A 20,728-nucleotide genomic window follows, 5' to 3' on the forward strand; every position below is an offset into this window, starting at 1 on the left:
CGCCGCGTGGGCGCGACAAGCCACGACGCAGCCGCAGACGCACCACAACAATCCGCGGCACTCTCATCGGCGGACGCGGCGAAGTCACCCGCGAAGCACCACCGCCTGCCCAGCCACCACCAGAACAACCTGCTCACACTCACCCGCAAAGGCAGCATTAAGCCGCCCGAGCTCATCCCGATACCGCCGCCCCGACGCCGTGGCCGGCACAATCCCCGACCCCACCTCGTTGGACACGGCAACCACGGTCCGCCGCGTCTGACGGACCGCCTCCGTAAGCTCGCGCACGCGATCCCGCAACGCCCGCTCCCCGCCATCCGCCCACACCGCGTCGTCCCACGCCCCGACGGAGTCCATCGCGTCCGTCAGCCACAAGGACAGACAGTCGATCAGCAACGGCGCCCCGCCCTCGGAGAGCAACGGCACCAGGTCGCACGTCTCCGCCGTACGCCACGACCCCGGCCGCCGCTCCCGGTGCACGGCGACCCGTGCCGCCCACTCGTTGTCGCCGCCCCGGGTGCCCCCGGTCGCCACGTACAGCACGTCCGGGAAGGACTCCAGCCGCCGCTCCGCCTCGACCGACTTGCCCGACCGGGCGCCGCCCACCACCAGGGTCCGCCGCGGCACGTCCGGCACGTCCTCGTACGCCCCCACCACCAGCGTCGTCCCGTCCGGCACGGCCCGCGCGCCCGCCGCGGCCAGTTGCCGCCGCAACTCGGCGCCCGGCGCGGCGTCATGGTCCAGATGGACGGCGATGACATCCGTCGTCGGCCCGACGGCCCCCACCGCCCGCAGCTTGGCCAGGGCGTCCGGCCGCCCCACCACATCGGCGACCACCATGTCGTACATCCCGTCGGCCCCGTTCTCCAGCCCGGCCGGCGCACCCCCGGGCGGCAGGTACAGCAGGCGCTGCCCGTCCGGCCCGGTCACCGCGTACCCGGTGCCCGGCGCGTCCATCGCCACCGCCCGCACCCGATGTCCCGTCAGCAGCGCCAACTCCCGCCCGTCCGGCACCCGCCCGGGCTGCGGCAGTCCGGCCGGCACCTCGACGGCGGGCCCGTTGTGCGGATGCGTCAGCAGCACCTGCCGTACGTTCCCCAGTGAACGCCCGGCCCGCGCGGCCGCGAACGCCGCCCCGGGCGTCAGATCGAGCAGCAGCGCCCCGTCCACGAGCAGCGCGGTGGCCGCCCGCGCATCACCACCGAGCGCACTGGCACACGCCGCGCACGGACAGTCGGGGCGGGGGAGTCCCGCGGGGGCACCGGTGCCGAGAAGAGTCAGTTCCACGCACTGATTTTCGCCGCTCGCCGCCCGTCCCGCGTGATGGAGGCCCCCTTAGGAGCGCGCGGCGCCGCGTCGGCGGCCCGGCCGTCGAGTCGGACCGGCCCCCGCCGAGCAGCAGACGCACACGAACCGCATACGCTGTTGCACTCAACGTGCTGACACCTTGGAGGCGTACATGGCGGCATGGACGTGGCGGTTCGAGAAGGCCGACGGGGCGGAGGTCCAGCCCGCGGTACAGCCCGAGGAGTTCACCACCCAGGGGGACGCCGAATCCTGGATCGGGGAGTACTGGAAGGCACTTCAGGAGGGCGGCGCGGACCAGGTGCGGCTGTTCGAGGACGCCACGGAGGTCTACGGGCCGATGAGCCTGCACGCCGAGGCGTGACCGGACGGGGGGCGAGGGGCATACCCCGTCCCGTATCCCTTCGCCCCCGTCACTGCTCACCCAGCGTCACATCGGTCTTCTTCGTGTCGCCGTCGCGGGTGTAGGTCACCGTCGTCCGGTCTCCCGGCTTCTCGCCGGCCAGCGCCTCGGACAGCGAGGTGATGGTGGTGATCTCCGTGTCCCCCAGGCGGGTGATGATGTCCCCGGGCTCCAGACCGGCCTCGTCGGCCGCCCCGCCCTCCTGCACCTCGACCACGGCCACGCCCGCCGCCTGGTAGTCGTCGTCGACGACCGTACGGCCGGTGATGCCGAGTGCCGCCCGGCCCGAGTCGGTGACCCTGCCGTCCTCGATGATCTGGTCGGCGATGTTGCGCACCGTCGACGCCGGGATCGCGAACCCGATGCCGGGCGCCGCACTGTCCCCGACGTCGGGGTCGATGGCGGCCAGGGTCGGCACGCCGATGATCTCGCCGTCGAGGTTCACCAGGGCGCCGCCGCTGTTGCCGGGGTTGATGGCCGCCGACGTCTGCACCATGTTGGCGATCGTCGCGCCCGTACCGCCGTCGCCGCCCTCGGTGACGGTCCGTCCGGTCGCCGAGACGATGCCCTGCGTCACGCTGGACGACAGCCCGAGCGGCGAGCCCATCGCCAGCACGATCTGCCCCACCTCGACCTTCGAGGAGTCCCCGAACTTCGCCGCCTTCAGCCCGTCCGGCGGGTCCTCCAGCTTGACGACGGCGAGGTCCTGCTGCGGGTAGGAGGACACGAGCTGTGCGGTGAGCTCGTTCTCGCTGTTGGCGGTCGTCACGCGGAAGGTCTTCTCGTCGCCGACGACATGAGCGTTGGTGACGATGTGCCCCTCGCCGTCGTAGACCACGCCCGACCCCAGGTCACGTCTGCCCTGGATCTGCACGACCGACGGCAGCACGTTCTTGATCACCTTCAGATAGCCGTCCTGAAGGTCGTCCACCGCCCGGACCGTCTTCGGCCAGGCGGCCTGGGTCGTCGAGGCCCCCTCGTCACGCGACGACGAGGAGGAAGCCGATGAAGGGGAGGACGAACAGGCGGAGAGGAGGCCGAGGCAGCACAGGAGGGCGAGGACCGCGACGACCGGACGCCGGGTACGCAAACGGCGAGCATCCATGCCCCGAGTCTCGCCGCGGGGCATGCGCCCGGCGCGTACTGCTCACCCGAACGGGATCAGCCGCGCACTCCGCACAGGTGCAGCAGCGCCGCCACGCTCCGATAGGGATCGGCCTTCCCGGCGCGTTCCTCGACCGCCAGCAGCGCCTCGACGTCCGCCGGGATCCCGGCCGCGTCCGCAGCCGTGTCGGTGAACACCCGCACCCCGTACCAGGTGTGCAGCGGCGCCCCGATCCCCGCGAGCGTCGCCGTCAGGTCCGACAGCCGGTCGGCCCGCACGTCGACCCCGGGCCGGACCGGGCTACCGCCGTCGTCCGAGGTGCTGCGCGGATGGGGCAGATGGGCGGTGGCGTCGAAGGCGGACAGCGCCGCGGACCAGTCCCCGGCCAGCCCGGGCCGCATGGCGAGCGCGTCGCCGTTGCACACCAGCAGCGACAGCAGTCCGCCCGGGGCGAGCATCCGGGCCAACCCGGCCAGCATCGGGTCGGGCTCCTCGACGTACATCAGCACGCCGTGGCACAGCACGACGTCGAAGCTGCCGGGCAGAAAGTGGACGCCGGTGTCCCGCCCGTCGCTCTGGACGAGCCGCACCCGCTCCCGGATCCCCTCCGGCTCGCCGGCCAGCTCCTCACGGGCCGCGGCGATCAGCTTCGCGTCCTGCTCGACACCGGTCACCTGGTGCCCGGCGCGGGCCAGCCGCAGCGCCTGCGTGCCGCCGCCCATCCCGACATCGAGCACGCGCAGCCGCTGCCCGACCGGGAACCGCCCGGCTATCTGCTCGTCGAGCTGCCGGGTCACCAGCTCCTGTCGTACGACTTCACGCAACCCGCCCGGCCCACTGAGCCGGGCATCGGTCGCACCCCCGGGGACAGCCGCTGCGCTCAGGGCCGCTCTCCGCGCTTGACCTGCGGCTTCGGCAGCCGGAGCCGGCGCATCTGGAGGGAGCGCATGAGCGCGTAGGCGACGGCGCCGCGCTTGTTGTCGTCGGGGAAGCGCTCGGCGAGCCGCTTCCTCATCCGGAAGCCGGTGACGATCGAGTCCAGCACGATGAGGACGATCACGATCAGCCACAGCAGCAGCGCGATGTTCTGCAGCGCGGGCACCTGCACCAGGCTCAGCACGAGGATGACCACGGCCATCGGCAGGAAGAACTCGGCGATGTTGAAACGCGAGTCGATGAAGTCACGCGCGAACTTGCGGACCGGACCCTTGTCGCGGGCCGGCAGATACCGCTCGTCGCCCCCGGCCAGCGCCTGGCGCTGCTTCTCCAGGGCGGCACGGCGCTCCTCGCGCCCGCGCTTGGCGGCATCCTTGCGCGTCATCGACGTGTTGGCCACGCTTCGACGCTGCGACTGGGCCTCACTGCGCTTGGGCGTGGGGCGGCCCTTGGGGGCCTCGGGGTGACGGGTCTCGTTGGAGTCGGTCACCAGCGCCTTGTCGGCGGCTTGGGCCTTCTCATCCTTGGCACGGCTTCGGAACACAAAACCCAAGGGTACGGGGTGGCCGGGGTTGGACCCCAGCCCCGTGGGGAACGATCCGGCAACACCAGTCGTCGTAAGGGGACAGAGGGGACGTCGCAGACGGTTCGTCCGGCGGCCACGGGGGAGGCACGTGGGCGGCACCGGGTGGGCACCCGGGAGTCACCTACTCCTTACGCCGGAGCGCGATCGTAGGCAGTCGTCCTTGGGGATGAGCGCATCCGTCCCCGAACAGTGCGTCAATGGATGCAGGGCCCGTACTGTGGGTTCTGTCGCAGAGCTGGAGCTGGACGTCAGAAGGGGGCGCGCGAAGCCCATGAGCGGTGTCATGAAGCGTATGGGGATGATCTTCCGCGCGAAGGCGAACAAGGCCCTTGACAGGGCCGAGGACCCGCGCGAGACCCTCGATTACTCGTACCAGAAGCAGTTGGAGCTGCTCCAGAAGGTGCGCCGCGGCGTCGCCGACGTCGCCACCTCGCGCAAGCGCCTGGAGCTCCAGCTCAACCAACTCCAGCAGCAGTCGTCGAAGCTGGAGGACCAGGGCCGCAAGGCGCTCGCGCTGGGCCGCGAGGACCTGGCCCGCGAGGCGCTCTCGCGCCGCGCCGCCCTCCAGCAGCAGGTGACGGACCTGGAGACCCAGCACGCGACCTTGCAGGGCGAGGAGGAGAAGCTCACCCTTGCGGCCCAGCGGCTTCAGGCCAAGGTCGACGCCTTCCGCACGAAGAAGGAGACGATCAAGGCCACCTACACCGCGGCCCAGGCCCAGACCCGGATCGGCGAGGCGTTCTCCGGCATCTCCGAGGAGATGGGCGACGTCGGCCTGGCGATCCAGCGTGCCGAGGACAAGACGGCCCAGCTCCAGGCGCGCGCCGGAGCGATCGACGAACTGCTCGCCTCCGGTGCCCTGGACGACCAGTCCGGTATGCACAAGGACGACATCCAGGCCGAGCTGGACCGGCTCTCCGGTGGTACGGATGTAGAGCTGGAACTGCAGCGCATGAAGGCGGAGCTGGCAGGAGGCCCGTCGGCGGGCCAGCAGGCCATCGAGGGCGGCTCGGGCCAGCAGTCCCAGCAGCAGCCGCAGGACACCCCGCGCTTCGACAAGCAGTAGCCGACGGCCGGGGCCCACGCCTAGGAGGGCGCGATGGGCGACATGATCGTCCGGATCATGGGTGAGGGGCAGGTGAAGCTGTCCGACAGCCACCTGCCCGAGCTGAACAAGCTCGACGACGAGCTCCTGGCCGAAATGGAGAACGGCGACGGCCCCGGTTTCCGCCGCACCCTCACCGCACTCCTGTCCAAGGTCCGCGAACTGGGCACGCCCCTGCCCGACGACTCCCTCGAACCGTCGGAACTGATCCTGCCGTCCCCGGACGCCACCTTGGAGGAGGTCCGGGACCTGCTGAGCGACGACGGCCTGATCCCCGGGTGACGCGGGGCACCACGAAGCGCGGTGCATGCAATGCCGGCCCGTCCGGCGTTTGAGGACGAGGCCCGTCCAGGACCGGGGCCTGGGGCCGCAGGCTGTGAGAAAGCTCCGGTCGGCCCCCGTTCCAAGCCCCGCAGGGACGTCGTACCGTAATCAAGCGTGAGCACCCTCGAACGCGCCCGGCGACATCTCAAGGCGCACCCCATGGCGCTGGACGCGGCACTGGCGGTGGGCGTGCTCGCGTGCACGGTGGCCGGTTCCTTCGTGGACCCGCACGGGCAGAACGGCGTCACCTGGGCCCTGCGCACCCCGGACGTGCTCAGCCTCGTGCTCATCGCCATCGGCGCCGCCGCCCTGGTCTTCCGCCGCCGCGCCCCCATGACGGTCCTCGCCGTCACCGGCGCCGTCTCCCTCGTCGAGTGCGTCAGCAGCGACCCGCGCGCCCCGGTCGCCATGTCCGCGGTCATCGCCCTCTACACCGTCGCCTCGACCACCGACCGCACCACCACCTGGCGCGTCGGCCTGCTCACCATCACCGTGCTGACCGGTGCGGCGATGCTCGCCGGCCCCCTGCCCTGGTACGCCCAGGAGAACCTCGCGATCTTCGCCTGGACCGGCATCGGCGCCACCGCGGGCGACGCGGTGCGCAGCCGCCGCGCGGTCGTCGCCGCCATCCGTGAGCGCGCCGACCGGGCCGAGCGCACCCGGGAGGAGGAGGCCCGCCGCCGCGTCGCCGAGGAGCGGCTGCGCATCGCCCGGGACCTGCACGACGTCGTCGCCCACCACATCGCCCTGGTCAATGTGCAGGCCGGCGTCGCCGCCCACGTCATGGACAAGCGGCCCGACCAGGCCAAGGAGGCCCTCGCCCACGTACGCGAGGCGAGCCGCTCCGCGCTGAACGAACTGCGGGCCACGGTCGGCCTGCTGAGGCAGTCCGGCGACCCCGAGGCGCCCACCGAACCCGCCCCCGGCCTCGACCGCCTCGACGAGCTCGCGGGCACCTTCCGCAGCGCCGGCCTCCCGGTCGAGGTGGCCCGCGCCGACCAGGGCACCACCCTCCCGGCCGCCGTGGACCTGGCCGCCTACCGGGTCATCCAGGAGGCGCTCACCAATGTGCAGAAGCACGCGGGCACGGAGGCCAAGGCCGAGGTGAGCGTCGTGCGCGTGGGACCGAACGTCGAGATCACCGTTCTGGACAACGGCGCCGGCGACGACGACACGACCGAGGGCGGCGGCCACGGTCTGCTCGGCATGCGCGAACGCGTCACCGCCCTGCGCGGCACCCTCACCACCGGCCCCCGCTACGGAGGCGGCTTCCGCGTCCATGCGATCCTGCCGGTCAAGAGCCGTACCCGCGCCGCGGAGGACGCCGTATGACGACGCCGCGGAACCAACGAGCCCCCCGCGGCAGTTGTCGTATCACCAAGCCGTCCACCCCGTGCCCCGCTGAGGACTCCGCATGACCATCCGCGTCCTGCTCGCCGACGACCAGGCCCTGCTGCGCAGCGCCTTCAGAGTGCTGGTCGACTCCGAGCCCGACATGGAGGTCGTCGGTGAGGCGTCCGACGGCGCGGAGGCGGTGCGGCTGGCCAAGGAGCGCGGCGCGGACGTCGTCCTGATGGACATCCGGATGCCCGGCACCGACGGCCTCGCCGCCACCCGCATGATCAGCGCCGACCCGGCCCTCGCCCATGTCCGCGTCGTCATCCTGACCACCTTCGAGGTCGACGACTACGTCGTGCAGTCCCTGCGCGCCGGCGCCTCCGGCTTCCTCGGCAAGGGCTCCGAACCCGACGAGCTCCTCAGCGCCATCCGCGTCGCGGCCGGTGGCGAGGCGCTGCTCTCCCCGGCCGCCACCAAGGGCCTGATCGCCCGCTTCCTCGCTCAGGGCGACGGCGCGGACGACCGCGACCCCGCCCGCGCCGAGCGGCTCGACGCCCTCACCGTCCGCGAGCGCGAGGTCCTGGTCCAGGTCGCCGGCGGGCACTCCAACGACGAGATCGCCGAGCGCCTGGAGGTCAGCCCGCTGACCGTGAAGACGCACGTCAACCGGGCCATGTCCAAGCTCGGCGCCCGCGACCGGGCCCAGCTCGTGGTGATCGCGTACGAGTCCGGGCTGGTACGTCCAAGGGTGGAGTGAACTCGAGCGCGCATACTGCGCCCGGAGTATGCGCCGTATAAGGAAATGGACCTGGGGTCTACGAAACGGGGCTTGTCGATGGCTCAGGGTGTAGGGGCGGGCGCTCATCCGCGCCACATACGCGTGCCGCAGGCCGCGCCCGCGTGCCACAGACGCCCTTGCCGCTTCTGCCGCTCACAGAAGAGAGACCCTCACCCATGTCCTGGCTGTCCCGATTCAGCCTCGCCCAACGCGCCCTGATAGGCCTGATCTCGATCATCACGATCGCCTTCGGCGCGATCGCGATACCTCAGCTCAAGCAGCAGCTCCTGCCCTCCATCGAACTGCCCATGGTGTCCGTCCTCGCGCCGTACCAGGGCGCGTCGCCGGACGTGGTCGAGAAGCAGGTCGTCGAGCCGATCGAGGACAGCCTCGAAGCCGTCGACGGCATCACCGGCGTCACCTCCACGGCCAGCGAGGGCAACGCCGTGATCATGGCGTCCTTCGACTACGGCCCCGACACCCAGCAGCTCGTCGCCGACGTCCAGCAGGCCGTCAACCGGGCCCGCGTCCAACTGCCCGACGACGTGGACCCGCAGGTCATCGCCGGTTCCACGGACGACATCCCGACCGTCGTCCTCGCCGTGACCTCCGGCAAGGACCAGCAGGCCCTGGCCGACCAGCTCGACCGCACCCTGGTGCCGGACCTGAAGGACATCGACGGCGTCGGCCAGGTCACCGTCGACGGTGTGCGCGACCTCCAGGTCACCGTCACGCCCGACGACGCGAAGCTGGCGAAGGCCGGCCTGACCTCGGCGGCCGTCTCCCAGGCTCTTCAGGCGGGCGGCGCCACCGTGCCGGCCGGCTCCTTCGACGAGGACGGCAGCAACCGCACCGTCCAGGTCGGCGGCGGCTTCACCTCGCTGAAGCAGATCGAGGACCTGATGGTGACGGGCGAGCCCGGCGCCGGGAAGCCGGTCCGCCTCGGCTCCGTCGCCTCCGTGAAGCAGGAGCAGGCCCCGGCCGACTCCATCACCCGCACCGACGGCAAGCCGTCCCTCGCGGTCTCGGTCACCATGGACCGCGACGGCAGCGCGGTCGCCATCTCGGACGCCGTCGAGGACAAGCTCCCGGAGATCCGCAAGGACCTCGGCTCGGACGCGACGGTGACCGTGGTCAGCGACCAGGGCCCGGCCGTGAAGAAGTCCATCGACGGTCTGACCACGGAGGGCGCGCTCGGTCTGCTCTTCGCGGTGCTGATCATCCTGGTCTTCCTGGCGTCGATCCGCTCGACGCTGGTCACGGCGGTGAGCATCCCGCTCTCCGTCGTCCTGGCCCTGATCGTCCTGTGGACCAGGGACCTCTCCCTGAACATGCTGACGCTCGGCGCGCTCACCATCGCCATCGGCCGGGTCGTCGACGACTCGATCGTGGTCCTGGAGAACATCAAGCGGCACCTCGGCTACGGCGAGGAGCGCGAGGACGCCATCATCAAGGCGGTCCGCGAGGTCGCCGGCGCGGTGACCTCCTCGACGCTCACCACGGTGGCCGTGTTCCTGCCGATCGGCCTGGTCGGCGGCATGGTGGGCGAGCTGTTCGGCTCGTTCAGCCTGACGGTGACGGCCGCGCTGCTGGCGTCGCTGCTGGTGTCGCTGACGGTCGTACCCGTCCTGTCGTACTGGTTCCTGCGCGCCCCGAAGGGCACCCCGGAGGACGCCGACGAGGCGCGCCGGATCGCGGAGGAGAAGGAGGCGAAGAGCAGGCTCCAGCGCATCTACGTCCCCGTCCTTCGGTTCGCGACGCGGCGCCGGCTGACCAGCGTGCTGCTGGCGATCGTCATCCTCGTCGGCACGTTCGGCATGGCGCCGCTGCTGAAGACGAACTTCTTCGACCAGGGCGAGCAGGAAGTCCTCACCGTCAAGCAGGAGTTGAAGCCCGGCACCAGCCTGGCCGCGACCGACGAGCAGGCCAAGAAGGTCGAGGGGCTGCTCGCCGAAACCAAGGGCGTCAAGGACTACCAGGTCACCATCGGCTCGTCCGGCTTCATGGCGGCCTTCGGCGGCGGTACCGACACCAACCAGGCGTCGTACCAGGTGATGCTGGAGGACTCGGCGTCCTACGACGACGTCCAGGACCGTATCGAGGCGGGCCTGAAGAAGCTCGACGGCATCGGCACCACCACGATCGCCGCCGGTGACGGCTTCGGCGCCCAGGACCTGAGCGTCGTCGTGAAGGCGGCCGACGGGGACGTGCTGCGCAAGGCGTCCGAGCAGGTCCGCGAGGCGGTGGCAGGACTGGACGACGTCACCGACGTCACCAGCGACCTGGCGCAGAGCGTGCCGCGCATCTCGGTGAAGGCCAACGACAAGGCGGCCGCGGCGGGCTTCAACGACCAGACCCTCGGTCTCGCCGTCGCCCAGGCGGTGCGCGGAAACACGGCCGCCCAGGCGACCCTGGACGACACCGAGCGCGACATCGTCATCAAGTCGGCGAAGCCGGCCACGACGCTGAAGCAGCTTCAGGGTCTGCGCCTGGGCCCGGTGAAGCTCGGCGACATCGCGGACGTGAAGCTGGTGGACAGCCCGGTCTCGATGACCCGGATCGACGGCCAGCGCGCGGCCACCATCAGCGCGAAGCCGACCGGCGACAACACCGGCGCGGTGAGCGCGGACCTTCAGTCCGAGATCAACTCACTGACGCTCCCGGCGGGTGCGACGGCCTCGATCGGCGGTGTCTCCGAGGACCAGGACGACGCGTTCGCCAACCTGGGCCTGGCGATGCTGGCGGCCATCGCGATCGTCTTCATGCTGCTGGTCGCGACCTTCCGCTCGCTGGTCCAGCCGCTGATCCTGCTGGTCTCCATCCCGTTCGCGGCGACGGGCGCGATCGGCCTGCTGATCGCGACCGGCACCCCGATGGGCGTCCCCGCGATGATCGGCATGCTGATGCTGATCGGCATCGTGGTGACGAACGCGATCGTGCTGATCGACCTCATCAACCAGTACCGCAAGCAGGGTTACGGCGTCGTCGAAGCGGTGATCGAGGGCGGCCGGCACCGGCTGCGCCCGATCCTCATGACGGCCCTGGCGACGATCTTCGCCCTGCTGCCCATGGCCCTGGGCGTGACCGGCGAGGGCGGCTTCATCGCCCAGCCGCTGGCCGTGGTGGTGATCGGCGGTCTGATCACCTCGACCCTGCTGACCCTTCTCCTCGTCCCGACGCTCTACGCGATGCTGGAGCTGCGCAAGGAGCGCCGGGCGAAGAAGCGGGCCGCCAGGCGGGCGAAGAAGGCGGGGCTGTCCGAGCAGTCGGCGAAGGACGCCCCGGAGGAGGCGGAGCCCGCGTCCGTCTGATCGGCTGACCGAGTGACCCGCGGTGGCCGGGTCCCGAACCGGAAAATACGGTTCGGGACCCGGCCATCAACGTTTGCGCGTTACGTATCCTGAGCCTCGGACTGCATCACGGGGGAGGGGTACCGGGCGTGCCGCTGAACAAGGACGACCCGAAGTCGGTCGGCGGGTACAAGCTGGTCGGCAGGCTCGGATCCGGGGGCATGGGGGTCGTCTACCGGGGCAGGTCCCGCTCGGGGCGTGAGGTCGCCGTCAAGGTGGTGCACGCCCAGTACGCCGAGGACGCGGTCTTCCGCGCCCGCTTCCGGCAGGAGATCGAGGCCGTCCGCAAGGTCAGCGGCGCCTTCACCGCCCCGGTGCTGGACGCCGACCCGGAGGCGGTACGGCCCTGGATGGCCACCCAGTACGTGCCGGGCCCCGCGCTCTCCGCCCTGATCCGCGACGGGGGCCCGCTGAAGGGAACCGAACTTCGGCGGCTGGCCCTCGGGCTGGTGGAGGCGCTGCGGGACATCCACCGCGCGGGGGTGGTCCACCGGGACCTCAAACCCGCCAACGTCCTGATGGCCGAGGACGGCCCCCGCGTCATCGACTTCGGTATCTCCCGTGCGGCGGAGAACCACAACACCCTGACCGAGACCGGCCAGATGATCGGCACCCCGCCCTTCATGTCCCCGGAACAGCTCACCGACGCCCGCTCGGTGGGCCCCGCCTCCGACGTCTTCTCCGTGGGCGCCCTGCTCGTCTACACGATCACGGGCCGCGGCCCCTTCGACGCGGACAGCCCTTACCTGACGGCGTACCAGGTGGTGCACGACGCCCCCGTCCTGGACGGCGTGCCGCAGCCGCTCCACGCGATCCTGGCGCGCTGCCTCGCCAAGAAACCCGCGGACCGGCCCGAACTGGACGAACTGGCACGAGAGTTCGTGGCCGCGCTGCCGGAGACGGGTGCGGACGACGAGCCCACCGTGACGCTGCGCTCGGACGAGGTCGCCGTGGTCCGGACCCGGCCCGCCGCGGGCCCCCGTCCCGACACCGAGGCCCCAGTTCGGCGCCGCAGCCGGGTCCGCCCGCTGTGGGCCACGGCCGGCACGGTCGGCGCTCTCGCCCTGGGCCTCACCGGATACCTGCTGCTCGGGCCCGGACAGACGGACGACGGCGGCCCGGCGCGGGCGAATCCCGGCGCGTCCGCGCCCTCCCGGTGGCCGGCGCTGCCCGCAGGCTGGAAGCCCTGGCAGACGACGGTGTACGCCACCGCCGCGCAGGGCGTGAAGAAGGGGCGCGGAGTCGCCGAGGCCGGCTCGCAGGGCTTCGGCCCCAGGTGCGAGATGTACAAGGGCGCCGTCTACTGTGCGGGTGACGGGGTCCTGCCCATGCGCGTCGACGGGCTCACCGGAAAGACCGTCTGGCGCGCCGACGTGTTTCCGCCCGGCAAGGGCAAGGGGTCGTACACCTTCTCGGTCCTCGGCGTCGCGCAGGACGCGATGCTGGTCGAGCAGACGTACAGCCCCGACTTCGGCGACGACGTCGTGGTCTCGGTCGCCGCCCTCGACCCGGGGACCGGAAAGCGGCTCTGGCATCGCACGGTGAACGTCGACGCGGTCCGCGCGCATTTCTCCGGTGATCTCGTGATCGTCCCGGACGACGGCGGCCGTTCGGTGACCGCCCGCTCGCCGCGCACCGGCGCCGAGCTCTGGACGGCACCACTGCCCAAGGGGCAGTACTGCCGGTCGGCGAACACCGGCGAGGACCTCCTCCTGCAGTGCGCCCCGGACATGACGCCCTCCGACGACATGCTGCTTCTGGGGCTGGACCGAGCCGACGGCTCGACGCGACGCCTGACGGTGCCCAACCGCGGAACCCTCGCCGGGATGTACGACGGCCGTCTGCTCTTCCTCGACCCGGCCGAGGACGAGAACGGGAACGTCCCCGGCGACGAGGAGGGGCCGTTCTCCCGGATCCGGCTGGTGGACCCGGTCACCGGTCAGGGCAGCACGACGGAACTGGCCGAGGAGTTCGAGGGCAACGCGACCCTGTCGGACGGCACCCTGTGGTTCGCCAGGTCCTCCGGCCAGGTCACCGCCGTGTCGGCCCGGACGGGTGAGCGGCTGTGGCAGACCCGGACGAGCCTGGAGAAGCCGAGCAGCGTCGCATACGACCCCCGCGCCCACGCGGTCTACATGTCCACCGCCAGCGGCCGGGTCGCCGCCCTCGACACGCGGAAGGGCACACTGCTGTGGGAGACCCTGCCGCGCACCCAGCGGGTGATCAGCCAGGGCTGGTCGGCGTCCGAGGTGCTGCTCCACAAGGGTGCCCTGATTGTCGCCACCCGGGACGGCGACGTCTTCACCCTCGACCCGGCCCACCCCGACCGGAAACCCGTGTCGGGGTGAGTACCGGGTCGGCGCCGATGCCTACGGCAGCGCCAGCATCCGCTCCAGCGCCAGCTTCGCGAACGCCTCGGTCTCCTTGTCGACCTCGATCCGGTTGACCAGGTTGCCCTCGGCCAGCGACTCAAGGGTCCAGACCAGGTGCGGCAGGTCGATGCGGTTCATGGTCGAGCAGAAGCAGACCGTCTTGTCGAGGAAGACGATCTCCTTGCCCTCGGGCGCGAAACGGTTCGCCAGCCGGCGGACCAGGTTCAGCTCCGTGCCGATGGCCCACTTGGAGCCGGCCGGGGCGGCCTCCAGGGCCTTGATGATGTACTCGGTCGACCCGACGTAGTCGGCGGCGGCGACGACCTCGTGCTTGCACTCGGGGTGCACCAGGACGTTCACGCCCGGGATGCGCTCGCGCACGTCGTTCACCGACTCCAGGCTGAAGCGGCCGTGCACCGAGCAGTGGCCGCGCCACAGGATCATCTTCGCGGCGCGCAGCTCGTCGGCCGTGAGCCCGCCGTTCGGCTTGTGCGGGTTGTAGACGACGCAGTCCTCGAGCGACATGCCCATGTCGCGGACCGCGGTGTTGCGGCCGAGGTGCTGGTCCGGCAGGAAGAGCACCTTCTCGCCCTGCTCGAAGGCCCAGTCCAGGGCGCGCTTGGCGTTGGAGGAGGTGCAGATCGTGCCGCCGTGCTTGCCCGTGAACGCCTTGATGTCCGCGGACGAGTTCATGTACGACACCGGCACGACCTGCTCGGCTATCCCGGCCTCGGTCAGCACGTCCCAGCACTCGGCGACCTGCTCGGCCGTCGCCATGTCGGCCATCGAGCAGCCGGCGGCGAGATCGGGCAGGACGACCTTCTGGTCGTCGGAGGTCAGGATGTCGGCGGACTCCGCCATGAAGTGCACGCCGCAGAACACGATGTACTCGGCCTCCGGGCGCGCTGCCGCGTCCCGGGCCAGCTTGAACGAGTCACCGGTCACGTCGGCGAACTGGATGACCTCGTCGCGCTGGTAGTGGTGGCCGAGCACGAAGACCTTGCTGCCGAGCTTCTCCTTGGCGGCTCGGGCACGCTCGACCAGGTCCGGGTCGGACGGCGAGGGCAGGTCGCCGGGGCACTCGACGCCGCGCTCGCTCCTCGGGTCGGCCTCACGGCCGAGGAGCAGCAGGGCGAGGGGCGTCGGCTGTACGTCGAGCTCCTGGGTCTGGGCGGTGGTCACGACACGCACCCTTTCTGTTCTGCGGCTCGCCGGGACCGGAGGATCCGGACCCGGCGGGTCAAGCGGGACACCTTCAACGACTTCTCGTCGGATTGACGCTATCTATCATAACCGGTTCACGTCAGTTTGACGATGGCCATCGTGTCGATGTGACGTGAATCCCGGTGGGCGGCTCGCGCATTCCCGAATGAGGCGTTTTCCGCTTCGCGTGCCGTGTGCGAGCATGAAGGAGGACCGAAAGACAAGCATCCGGCCCGGAATGAATCCGCCGACCCGCCGGTTGCAATGGTCGGCAAGCAGTCTCCGTACAACCCGGGAGAGATGTAGATGTCCGTATCGGACGAGACCAGCACCGCCACCGACGGCATCCTTCTGAGCGACGCCGCCGCGGCCAAGGTGAAGGCCCTGCTCGACCAGGAAGGCCGTGAGGACCTCGCGCTGCGTGTGGCCGTTCAGCCCGGTGGCTGCTCGGGCCTGCGCTACCAGCTCTTCTTCGACGAGCGTTCGCTCGACGGGGACGTCGTCAAGGACTTCGGCGGGGTCAAGGTCGTCACCGACCGCATGAGCGCTCCGTACCTGGGCGGCGCGTCCATCGACTTCGTCGACACCATCGAGAAGCAGGGCTTCACGATCGACAACCCGAACGCGACGGGCTCCTGCGCCTGCGGCGACTCCTTCAGCTAACCAAGCGAGCGTTCGGCCGATCCCGGCCGGACGACGCGAAAAGGCGGCGACCCCCTCCGACGGGGCCGCCGCCTTTCCTTGTCCGCGGGCCCCTACCGGGCCCCGGACGTCTGCGGTGCGTCCGGGAGTGTCCCGGGCTTCTCCAGCGGGACCGCCTGGCCGTCCGTGCCCACGACCTTCCGGTCCCCGAGCGGCTTGTCCAGTTGCACGGTCTTGTGGAACACCTTGGCGATCAGGATGCAGACCTCGTCCGGCTGTGAGGTCTCCGTCACACGGACCGTCACCTCGTCGCCGTTCTCGCTCGCGGTCACCTTGTAGTCGGCGCACACGCCGCCGGTGAAGGCGACGGTCAGCTCCGAGCCGTCGGCCGTGTAGCCGTCCACACCCACGTTCCGGGTGACCGGCGAAGCCGTCGAGTCGTCCTTCGGCCCGGACGGCCGAGGGCTCGGCTGCCCGGACGGCTCCTGCGAAGGCGTGGACGAGGCCAGGAACTCCGGGTCGATCGCCGGGTACGTCACCGTGAAGCTGTCCTGCGCGCCCTGCGTCCGCACCTCGAACAGCCACGACGGCACCAGCGCCTGCCGGGTGTCCACGTAGTGCGAGGCCAGCCCGAACACCGCCTTCTCCACGGTGATGGTGTCCTGCTCCGGGGGCGCACCCGTCGACCCGGACGCCGACATCGACGCCTCGGCACCGCAGGGCGCTTCCATACGGTCCTTCAGCGGTACGGGGCTGGCGCAGCCGCCGATGCCCATGCGGTGGTCGGCCTTCGGCGCCGCGTTCATCAGCCCGAGCGTCTTCTCGGCGCTCAGCACGGGGTACGTGTCCCCCTTCACCGGCGCCTTCAACTGGCCGCTTCCGCCGACCACTTCGCCCTGGGCGTTCACGGTCACCCCGGTCGTCCAGCCGTACGTGGGCAGGCCGCCGACCACGGGATCGGCGTTCACCACCCGCTGGGCGCCCATGACCTGGCCCGCGTCGAGCTTCGCGTCATCCTGACCGACCGCCTTGAGGACCGGCGCGGCGGCCTTCTTCGCGACGTCCTCGCTCACCGGATCGCCGGTCCCGCCGGCCGGGCCCTTCGCGCAGACGGTGGTGCTCTGGCAGTCGTCCGTGCCGGGCGCGTACCGGTAGAAGGTCCAGGTCCCCGGTGCCTGCTTGTTCACCTGAAGGCTGGGCCCGGCCCCGTCCGACGCGCCCACCTTCCAGGTCTGCCCCTGCGCCACCGGCGTCCCGTCCACCCCGAGCGCCTCGGCCAGTCGGGCCACCTCGTCCGCGCCGACCTCACCGCCGGCCCGGTACACCGCCGCCGACCCGGGCCCGTCCGGCAGATCGCCGTCGGCCTTGTAGGTGGCGCCGTAAGGATTGGGCTCGCCGGGCGCGATGCCGCCGGTGCCGTTCCCGCCGCCCTCGGTGTAGCCGTCGAGGTGCAGCGGCGGGGGAGTGTCACCGCCGGACGCCCCGGACGACGTACCGCCGTCCGACCCGCCGGACGCGTTCGCGGCGAGATATGCCCCACCGCCCCCGACGAGCAGTACGGCCGCGGCGACGGAGGCGATGATCGCGGGGGAGCGGCGACGGGCACCGCCGTGCAGGTCGTCCGGCTCGTGGCCGGGGGTGGCGTCGCCGTGCACCTCGGCGGCGGGCGGGACGGGAGCGTCGGGCGCGGATGCGGCACCTTCGGCGTCCTGCGAGGCGCTCACCTCGTCCGGGTCACTCTTCTGGCCGGAAGGGGACTCCTGACCTGAAGCAGCCCCCTCGCCCGAGGCGCCCGCGTCACGCGACGCCCCCTCGTCCTCGGCGGCGGTCTCGTCGGCCCGGTCGGCCCCCTCGGCCCCAACGTCGGCAGCCTCGTCGACCCGGTCGGCCCCTTCGGCCCCAACGGAGGCAGCCTCGTCGGCCCGGTCGGCCCCTTCGGCCCCGCCGTCGGCAGCCTCGCCTGCCGTCCCGCTCCGCGCGGCGAGCTCGTCGGCACCGGCAGCGGCCTGCTCCGCCCGTGCCTCCTCCGCGTCCTTGCCGGAGGCGCCCGCGTCGTCGTTGTCGGGTCGCTCGGTGTTCACCGCATCGCTCCTTCGGCTGCGCACATGTCCCATGACCCTGACCCGACCCTGTCAAAAGGCCGGTCTGCCGGGTCGTATCCCGCATCCCCTTTACGGGGGACGCCGATGGGACGCAGCGGGGGAGCGCACGGTTCCCCGAAAGGCGCCGATCGAGCCGCCGGAGTTCGATCGGCCTCCCGGTCAGTCCCCGTAGTCGGACATCGCGTCCAGCAGTCGCGCCGACTTCGACGGCACGGTCACCCCGTGGATGCGTGAAGGGGAGACCGGACGGGAAAGGACACGGTCGGGAACGGCCCAGTGCGGAGCCATCCGCGCACAGTCACCCAGCAGTGACGCCAGGTCGGCCTCCAGGTCGGCCGGGACAGGGGCGCGGACCTCGAATTTCGTCATAGCCGCACCGTATGCACGCCAGAGCCCGCGAAGAAAGATCTACTATCAGGTAGTTTTGGCCGCTTCTGCGCGCCGGTCACGAACGGTAGCGTGGAATGTCAATCAAACCTCCCCGCAGGAGACTCCACGCCGTGCGCATCGCAGTCACCGGCTCCATCGCCACCGACCACCTCATGACCTTCCCCGGCCGCTTCGCCGACCAGTTCGTAGCGGACCAGTTGCACACGGTCTCGCTCTCGTTCCTGGTCGACAACCTTGACGTACGCCGAGGCGGCGTAGGCGCGAACATCGCCTTCGGCATGGGTCAGCTCGGCACGAAGCCGATCCTGGTCGGGGCCGCGGGCTCCGACTTCGACGAGTACCGGGCCTGGCTCGACCGGCACGGCGTCGACACCGGTTCGGTCCGAATCTCAGAGACCCTGCACACCGCCCGCTTCGTCTGCACCACCGACGCCGACCACAACCAGATCGGCTCCTTCTACACGGGCGCGATGAGCGAGGCCCGGCTGATCGAGCTGAAGACCGTCGCGGACCGCGTGGGCGGCCTCGACCTGGTCCTCATCGGCGCCGACGACCCCGAGGGCATGCTCCGCCACACCGAGGAGTGCCGCTCCCGATCGATCCCCTTCGCCGCCGACTTCTCCCAGCAGATCGCCCGGATGAACGGCGACGAGATCCGGATACTGCTGGACGGCGCCACCTACCTCTTCTCCAACGAGTACGAGAAGGGGCTCATCGAGTCCAAGACCGGCTGGTCGGACGAGGAGATCCTGTCCAGGGTCGGCCACCGGGTCACCACCCTCGGCTCGCGGGGCGTGCGCATCGAGCGGGCCGGCCACGACCCGATCGAGGTCGGCTGCGCCGAGGAGGAGCGCAAGGCCGACCCCACGGGCGTCGGCGACGCCTTCCGCGCCGGTTTCCTGTCCGGACTGGCGTGGGGTGTGTCCCTGGAGCGTGCCGCGCAGGTCGGCTGCATGCTGGCGACGCTCGTCATCGAGACGGTGGGCACACAGGAGTACCAGCTTCGGCGGGCGCACTTCATGGACCGGTTCACCAAGGCGTACGGGCACGACGCCGGCGAAGAGGTCCGGGCTCACCTGACCTGAGGTCCGCCTCGGCGGGTTCGCCGTCGGCTGCGGGCGCGTGGGGGCTGTTCGCGCAGTTCCCCGCGCCCCTGGAGGGGCGTTCAGCTCACCCGGCGCACGACGTACGCCGTCCCCCGCTCCGCCGGCTCCTCGCCCACGTACTCCTGCCCCCGCATCTCGCACCACGCCGGGATGTCGAGGCGGGCCGCCTCGTCGTCGGCGAGGACGCGGACCAGGCCGCCGACCGGCACGTCGCCGATGACCTTGGCGAGCTCGATGACGGGAAGCGGGCACAGCTTGCCCAGGGAGTCGACGACCAGGACGTCGTCCCGCACGGTCGTCTCGGTGACCGGCGCCCCCAGCTTCTCCCGCACCCCGGCCACCGCCCCCGGCAGCACCTGAAGGAACCGCTCGACGTCCTCCTCCGGCGTCCCCGGCGGCAAGGACACCCGCACGTTCCCCTCGCTCAGCACCCCCATCGCCTTCAGTACATGGCTGGGCGTCAGCGTGCTGCTCGTACAGGACGAACCGGACGAGACCGAGAACCCGGCACGGTCCAGCTCGTGCAGCAAAGCCTCCCCGTCGACATAGAGACAGGAGAAGGTGACGATCCCGGGCAGCCGCCGCGCCGGATCGCCGACCACCTCCACATCCGGCACCAGCTCCGGCACCCGGGCCCGGATCCGCTCCGTCAGCTCCCGCAGCCGTACCGCCTCTTGGGCCGCCTCCGCCCGCACCGCCCGCAGCGAGGCCGCCGCGGCGACGATCGCCGGGATGTTCTCGAACCCGGCCGCCCGCCCCGACTCCCGCTCGTCCGCAGGCCCTTGCGCGGCGAACCGCACCCCTTTGCGTACGACGAGCAGCCCGACCCCCGAGGGACCGCCCCACTTGTGGGCACTCCCGGTCACCACCGACCAGTCGCCCTCGACACGCCCCCACCCGAGTGACTGCGCCGCGTCCACCAGCAACGGCACGCCCGCCTCCCGGCACACGGCGGCCACCTCGGCCACCGGCTGCTCGGTGCCCACCTCGTGGTTGGCCGACTGGAGGCAGGCGAGCGCGGTGTCCGGACGCAGGGCGTCCGCGTACGCCCCCACGTCCACTGCGCCGCCCCGGCCCACCGCCACCTGAGTGACCGAACCCCCGTCGGCCTCGTGCGCGTCAGCCGCATGGAGCACAGAGGAGTGTTCGACGGCGGACACGATCAGGTGACGCCCGACCCGCCGCCGCCCGGCCAACACCCCGGCGACACCCGAGTGGACGGCCCGCGTCCCCGATGAGGTGAACACCAACTCATCGGCTCTGCACCCCACGGCCTCGGCGGTAGCCTCCCGAGCCGCGTCCAGCAGCAGGCGCGCCCGCCGCCCTTCTCGATACAGACGTGCCGGATCGGCCCACCCTTCATCAAGGGAGGCCTGAAGAGCCTGCCGGGCAACGGGATGCAGAGGAGCACTGGAAGCAGCGTCGAAGTAGGCCACACAGCAACGCTAGACGTCCGGCCACGGCAACGTCCTTTTAGGGGCGCGGGGAACTGCGCGACCAGCCACAAACAGCCCGCAGCCGCCAAACCAGCGAACCACCCCACCCCATAGGCACCCCTCCCCGCGAACCCCCGGAGGGCGTCGGCTAGGGTTTGGTCCGCATAAACATCCAAACCCCTGCCCGACGCAGGGCGGCGACCGACCAGCGAGAAGGCCAGGCCGCAGCCGATCCGCGCGGGCGAGA

General features: G+C 71.2%; 17 protein-coding genes. 9 read left to right on the forward strand and 8 right to left on the reverse strand.

The features are described 5' to 3' along the window. Positions 1 to 84 precede the first annotated feature (84 nt). Positions 85 to 1,287 (reverse strand): bifunctional adenosylcobinamide kinase/adenosylcobinamide-phosphate guanylyltransferase, encoded by a 1,203-nt coding sequence (locus tag ACZ69Q_RS20330; protein WP_471043579.1) that lies wholly within the window; start codon positions 1,285 to 1,287, stop codon positions 85 to 87. A 172-nt stretch (positions 1,288 to 1,459) separates the two neighbouring features. Between ACZ69Q_RS20330 and ACZ69Q_RS20335 the strand changes: the two genes are divergently transcribed. Continuing rightward, positions 1,460 to 1,669, forward strand: a complete 210-nt coding sequence (locus ACZ69Q_RS20335; RefSeq protein WP_471043581.1) for a hypothetical protein — start codon at positions 1,460 to 1,462, stop codon at positions 1,667 to 1,669. Positions 1,670 to 1,718: 49 nt separating this feature from the next. On the opposite strand, the gene ACZ69Q_RS20340 is transcribed toward ACZ69Q_RS20335, so the two are convergent. From ACZ69Q_RS20340 to ACZ69Q_RS20350, 3 genes are all read right to left on the reverse strand, one after another. Then, complete coding sequence (locus tag ACZ69Q_RS20340) at positions 1,719 to 2,813, reverse strand: S1C family serine protease (protein ID WP_471043583.1); 1,095 nt, start codon at positions 2,811 to 2,813, stop codon at positions 1,719 to 1,721. Positions 2,814 to 2,869: 56 nt separating this feature from the next. Beyond that, a complete protein-coding gene (locus ACZ69Q_RS20345) occupies positions 2,870 to 3,610 on the reverse strand; it encodes a class I SAM-dependent methyltransferase (protein WP_471043586.1) in 741 nt (246 codons plus the stop codon). 83 nt (positions 3,611 to 3,693) lie between these two features. Beyond that, entirely contained in the window at positions 3,694 to 4,332 is a 639-nt protein-coding gene (locus tag ACZ69Q_RS20350) for a DUF3043 domain-containing protein (RefSeq protein ID WP_471043735.1), read from the reverse strand. A gap of 301 nt (positions 4,333 to 4,633) precedes the next feature. On the opposite strand from ACZ69Q_RS20350, the gene ACZ69Q_RS20355 reads away from it, so the two are divergent. The 6 genes from ACZ69Q_RS20355 to ACZ69Q_RS20380 all read left to right on the forward strand — a co-directional run bounded on the left by ACZ69Q_RS20355 (position 4,634) and on the right by ACZ69Q_RS20380 (position 13,578). Continuing rightward, a complete protein-coding gene (locus ACZ69Q_RS20355; protein ID WP_260609300.1) occupies positions 4,634 to 5,401 on the forward strand; it encodes a PspA/IM30 family protein in 768 nt (255 codons plus the stop codon). A 42-nt stretch (positions 5,402 to 5,443) separates the two neighbouring features. After that, positions 5,444 to 5,722, forward strand: a complete 279-nt coding sequence (gene pspAA, locus ACZ69Q_RS20360; RefSeq protein WP_471043739.1) for a PspA-associated protein PspAA — start codon at positions 5,444 to 5,446, stop codon at positions 5,720 to 5,722. Positions 5,723 to 5,878: 156 nt separating this feature from the next. Next, a complete protein-coding gene (locus ACZ69Q_RS20365; protein ID WP_471043588.1) occupies positions 5,879 to 7,096 on the forward strand; it encodes a sensor histidine kinase in 1,218 nt (405 codons plus the stop codon). Positions 7,097 to 7,178: 82 nt separating this feature from the next. Next, complete coding sequence (locus ACZ69Q_RS20370) at positions 7,179 to 7,859, forward strand: response regulator (protein WP_471043590.1); 681 nt, start codon at positions 7,179 to 7,181, stop codon at positions 7,857 to 7,859. Positions 7,860 to 8,056: 197 nt separating this feature from the next. After that, positions 8,057 to 11,191 (forward strand): efflux RND transporter permease subunit, encoded by a 3,135-nt coding sequence (locus ACZ69Q_RS20375; RefSeq protein WP_471043593.1) that lies wholly within the window; start codon positions 8,057 to 8,059, stop codon positions 11,189 to 11,191. A 128-nt stretch (positions 11,192 to 11,319) separates the two neighbouring features. Continuing rightward, positions 11,320 to 13,578 carry a protein kinase domain-containing protein gene (locus ACZ69Q_RS20380; protein ID WP_471043596.1) on the forward strand — a complete coding sequence of 753 codons (2,259 nt, stop codon included), beginning with the start codon at positions 11,320 to 11,322 and terminating at the stop codon, positions 13,576 to 13,578. A 21-nt stretch (positions 13,579 to 13,599) separates the two neighbouring features. Here ACZ69Q_RS20380 and nadA read toward each other — a convergent pair whose 3' ends face one another. Further along, entirely contained in the window at positions 13,600 to 14,784 is a 1,185-nt protein-coding gene (gene nadA, locus ACZ69Q_RS20385; protein ID WP_471043599.1) for a quinolinate synthase NadA, read from the reverse strand. Between the two features lie 327 nt (positions 14,785 to 15,111). On the opposite strand from nadA, the gene ACZ69Q_RS20390 reads away from it, so the two are divergent. Then, the gene (locus ACZ69Q_RS20390) at positions 15,112 to 15,468 is read left to right on the forward strand and encodes an iron-sulfur cluster assembly accessory protein (RefSeq protein ID WP_471043602.1); all 357 of its coding nucleotides are present in this window, start codon (positions 15,112 to 15,114) and stop codon (positions 15,466 to 15,468) included. A 92-nt stretch (positions 15,469 to 15,560) separates the two neighbouring features. Here the strand turns inward: ACZ69Q_RS20390 and ACZ69Q_RS20395 are convergent, their stop codons facing one another. Continuing rightward, the gene (locus ACZ69Q_RS20395) at positions 15,561 to 17,528 is read right to left on the reverse strand and encodes a hypothetical protein (RefSeq protein WP_471043604.1); all 1,968 of its coding nucleotides are present in this window, start codon (positions 17,526 to 17,528) and stop codon (positions 15,561 to 15,563) included. A gap of 180 nt (positions 17,529 to 17,708) precedes the next feature. Then, entirely contained in the window at positions 17,709 to 17,918 is a 210-nt protein-coding gene (locus ACZ69Q_RS20400; RefSeq protein ID WP_471043607.1) for a hypothetical protein, read from the reverse strand. 131 nt (positions 17,919 to 18,049) lie between these two features. Between ACZ69Q_RS20400 and ACZ69Q_RS20405 the strand changes: the two genes are divergently transcribed. Continuing rightward, positions 18,050 to 19,024: a carbohydrate kinase family protein gene (locus ACZ69Q_RS20405; protein WP_471043610.1), complete on the forward strand. Its 975-nt coding sequence runs from the start codon at positions 18,050 to 18,052 to the stop codon at positions 19,022 to 19,024. An 80-nt stretch (positions 19,025 to 19,104) separates the two neighbouring features. Here the strand turns inward: ACZ69Q_RS20405 and ACZ69Q_RS20410 are convergent, their stop codons facing one another. Then, complete coding sequence (locus tag ACZ69Q_RS20410; RefSeq protein ID WP_471043612.1) at positions 19,105 to 20,481, reverse strand: aminotransferase class V-fold PLP-dependent enzyme; 1,377 nt, start codon at positions 20,479 to 20,481, stop codon at positions 19,105 to 19,107. Positions 20,482 to 20,728: the final 247 nt, after the last annotated feature.

Source organism: Streptomyces sp. NPDC036764, assembly GCF_055609385.1.

Excerpts from the sequence above, each read along its gene's own strand:
- ACZ69Q_RS20335 (WP_471043581.1), top strand. The coding sequence starts at position 1,460 with ATGGCGGCATGGACGTGGCGGTTCGAGAAGGCCGACGGGGCGGAGGTC.
- ACZ69Q_RS20340 (WP_471043583.1), bottom strand. The coding sequence starts at position 2,813 with ATGGATGCTCGCCGTTTGCGTACCCGGCGTCCGGTCGTCGCGGTCCTC.
- ACZ69Q_RS20355 (WP_260609300.1), top strand. The coding sequence starts at position 4,634 with ATGATCTTCCGCGCGAAGGCGAACAAGGCCCTTGACAGGGCCGAGGAC.
- pspAA (WP_471043739.1), top strand. The coding sequence starts at position 5,444 with ATGATCGTCCGGATCATGGGTGAGGGGCAGGTGAAGCTGTCCGACAGC.
- ACZ69Q_RS20370 (WP_471043590.1), top strand. The coding sequence starts at position 7,179 with ATGACCATCCGCGTCCTGCTCGCCGACGACCAGGCCCTGCTGCGCAGC.
- ACZ69Q_RS20375 (WP_471043593.1), top strand. The coding sequence starts at position 8,057 with ATGTCCTGGCTGTCCCGATTCAGCCTCGCCCAACGCGCCCTGATAGGC.
- ACZ69Q_RS20390 (WP_471043602.1), top strand. The coding sequence starts at position 15,112 with ATGTCCGTATCGGACGAGACCAGCACCGCCACCGACGGCATCCTTCTG.
- ACZ69Q_RS20400 (WP_471043607.1), bottom strand. The coding sequence starts at position 17,918 with ATGACGAAATTCGAGGTCCGCGCCCCTGTCCCGGCCGACCTGGAGGCC.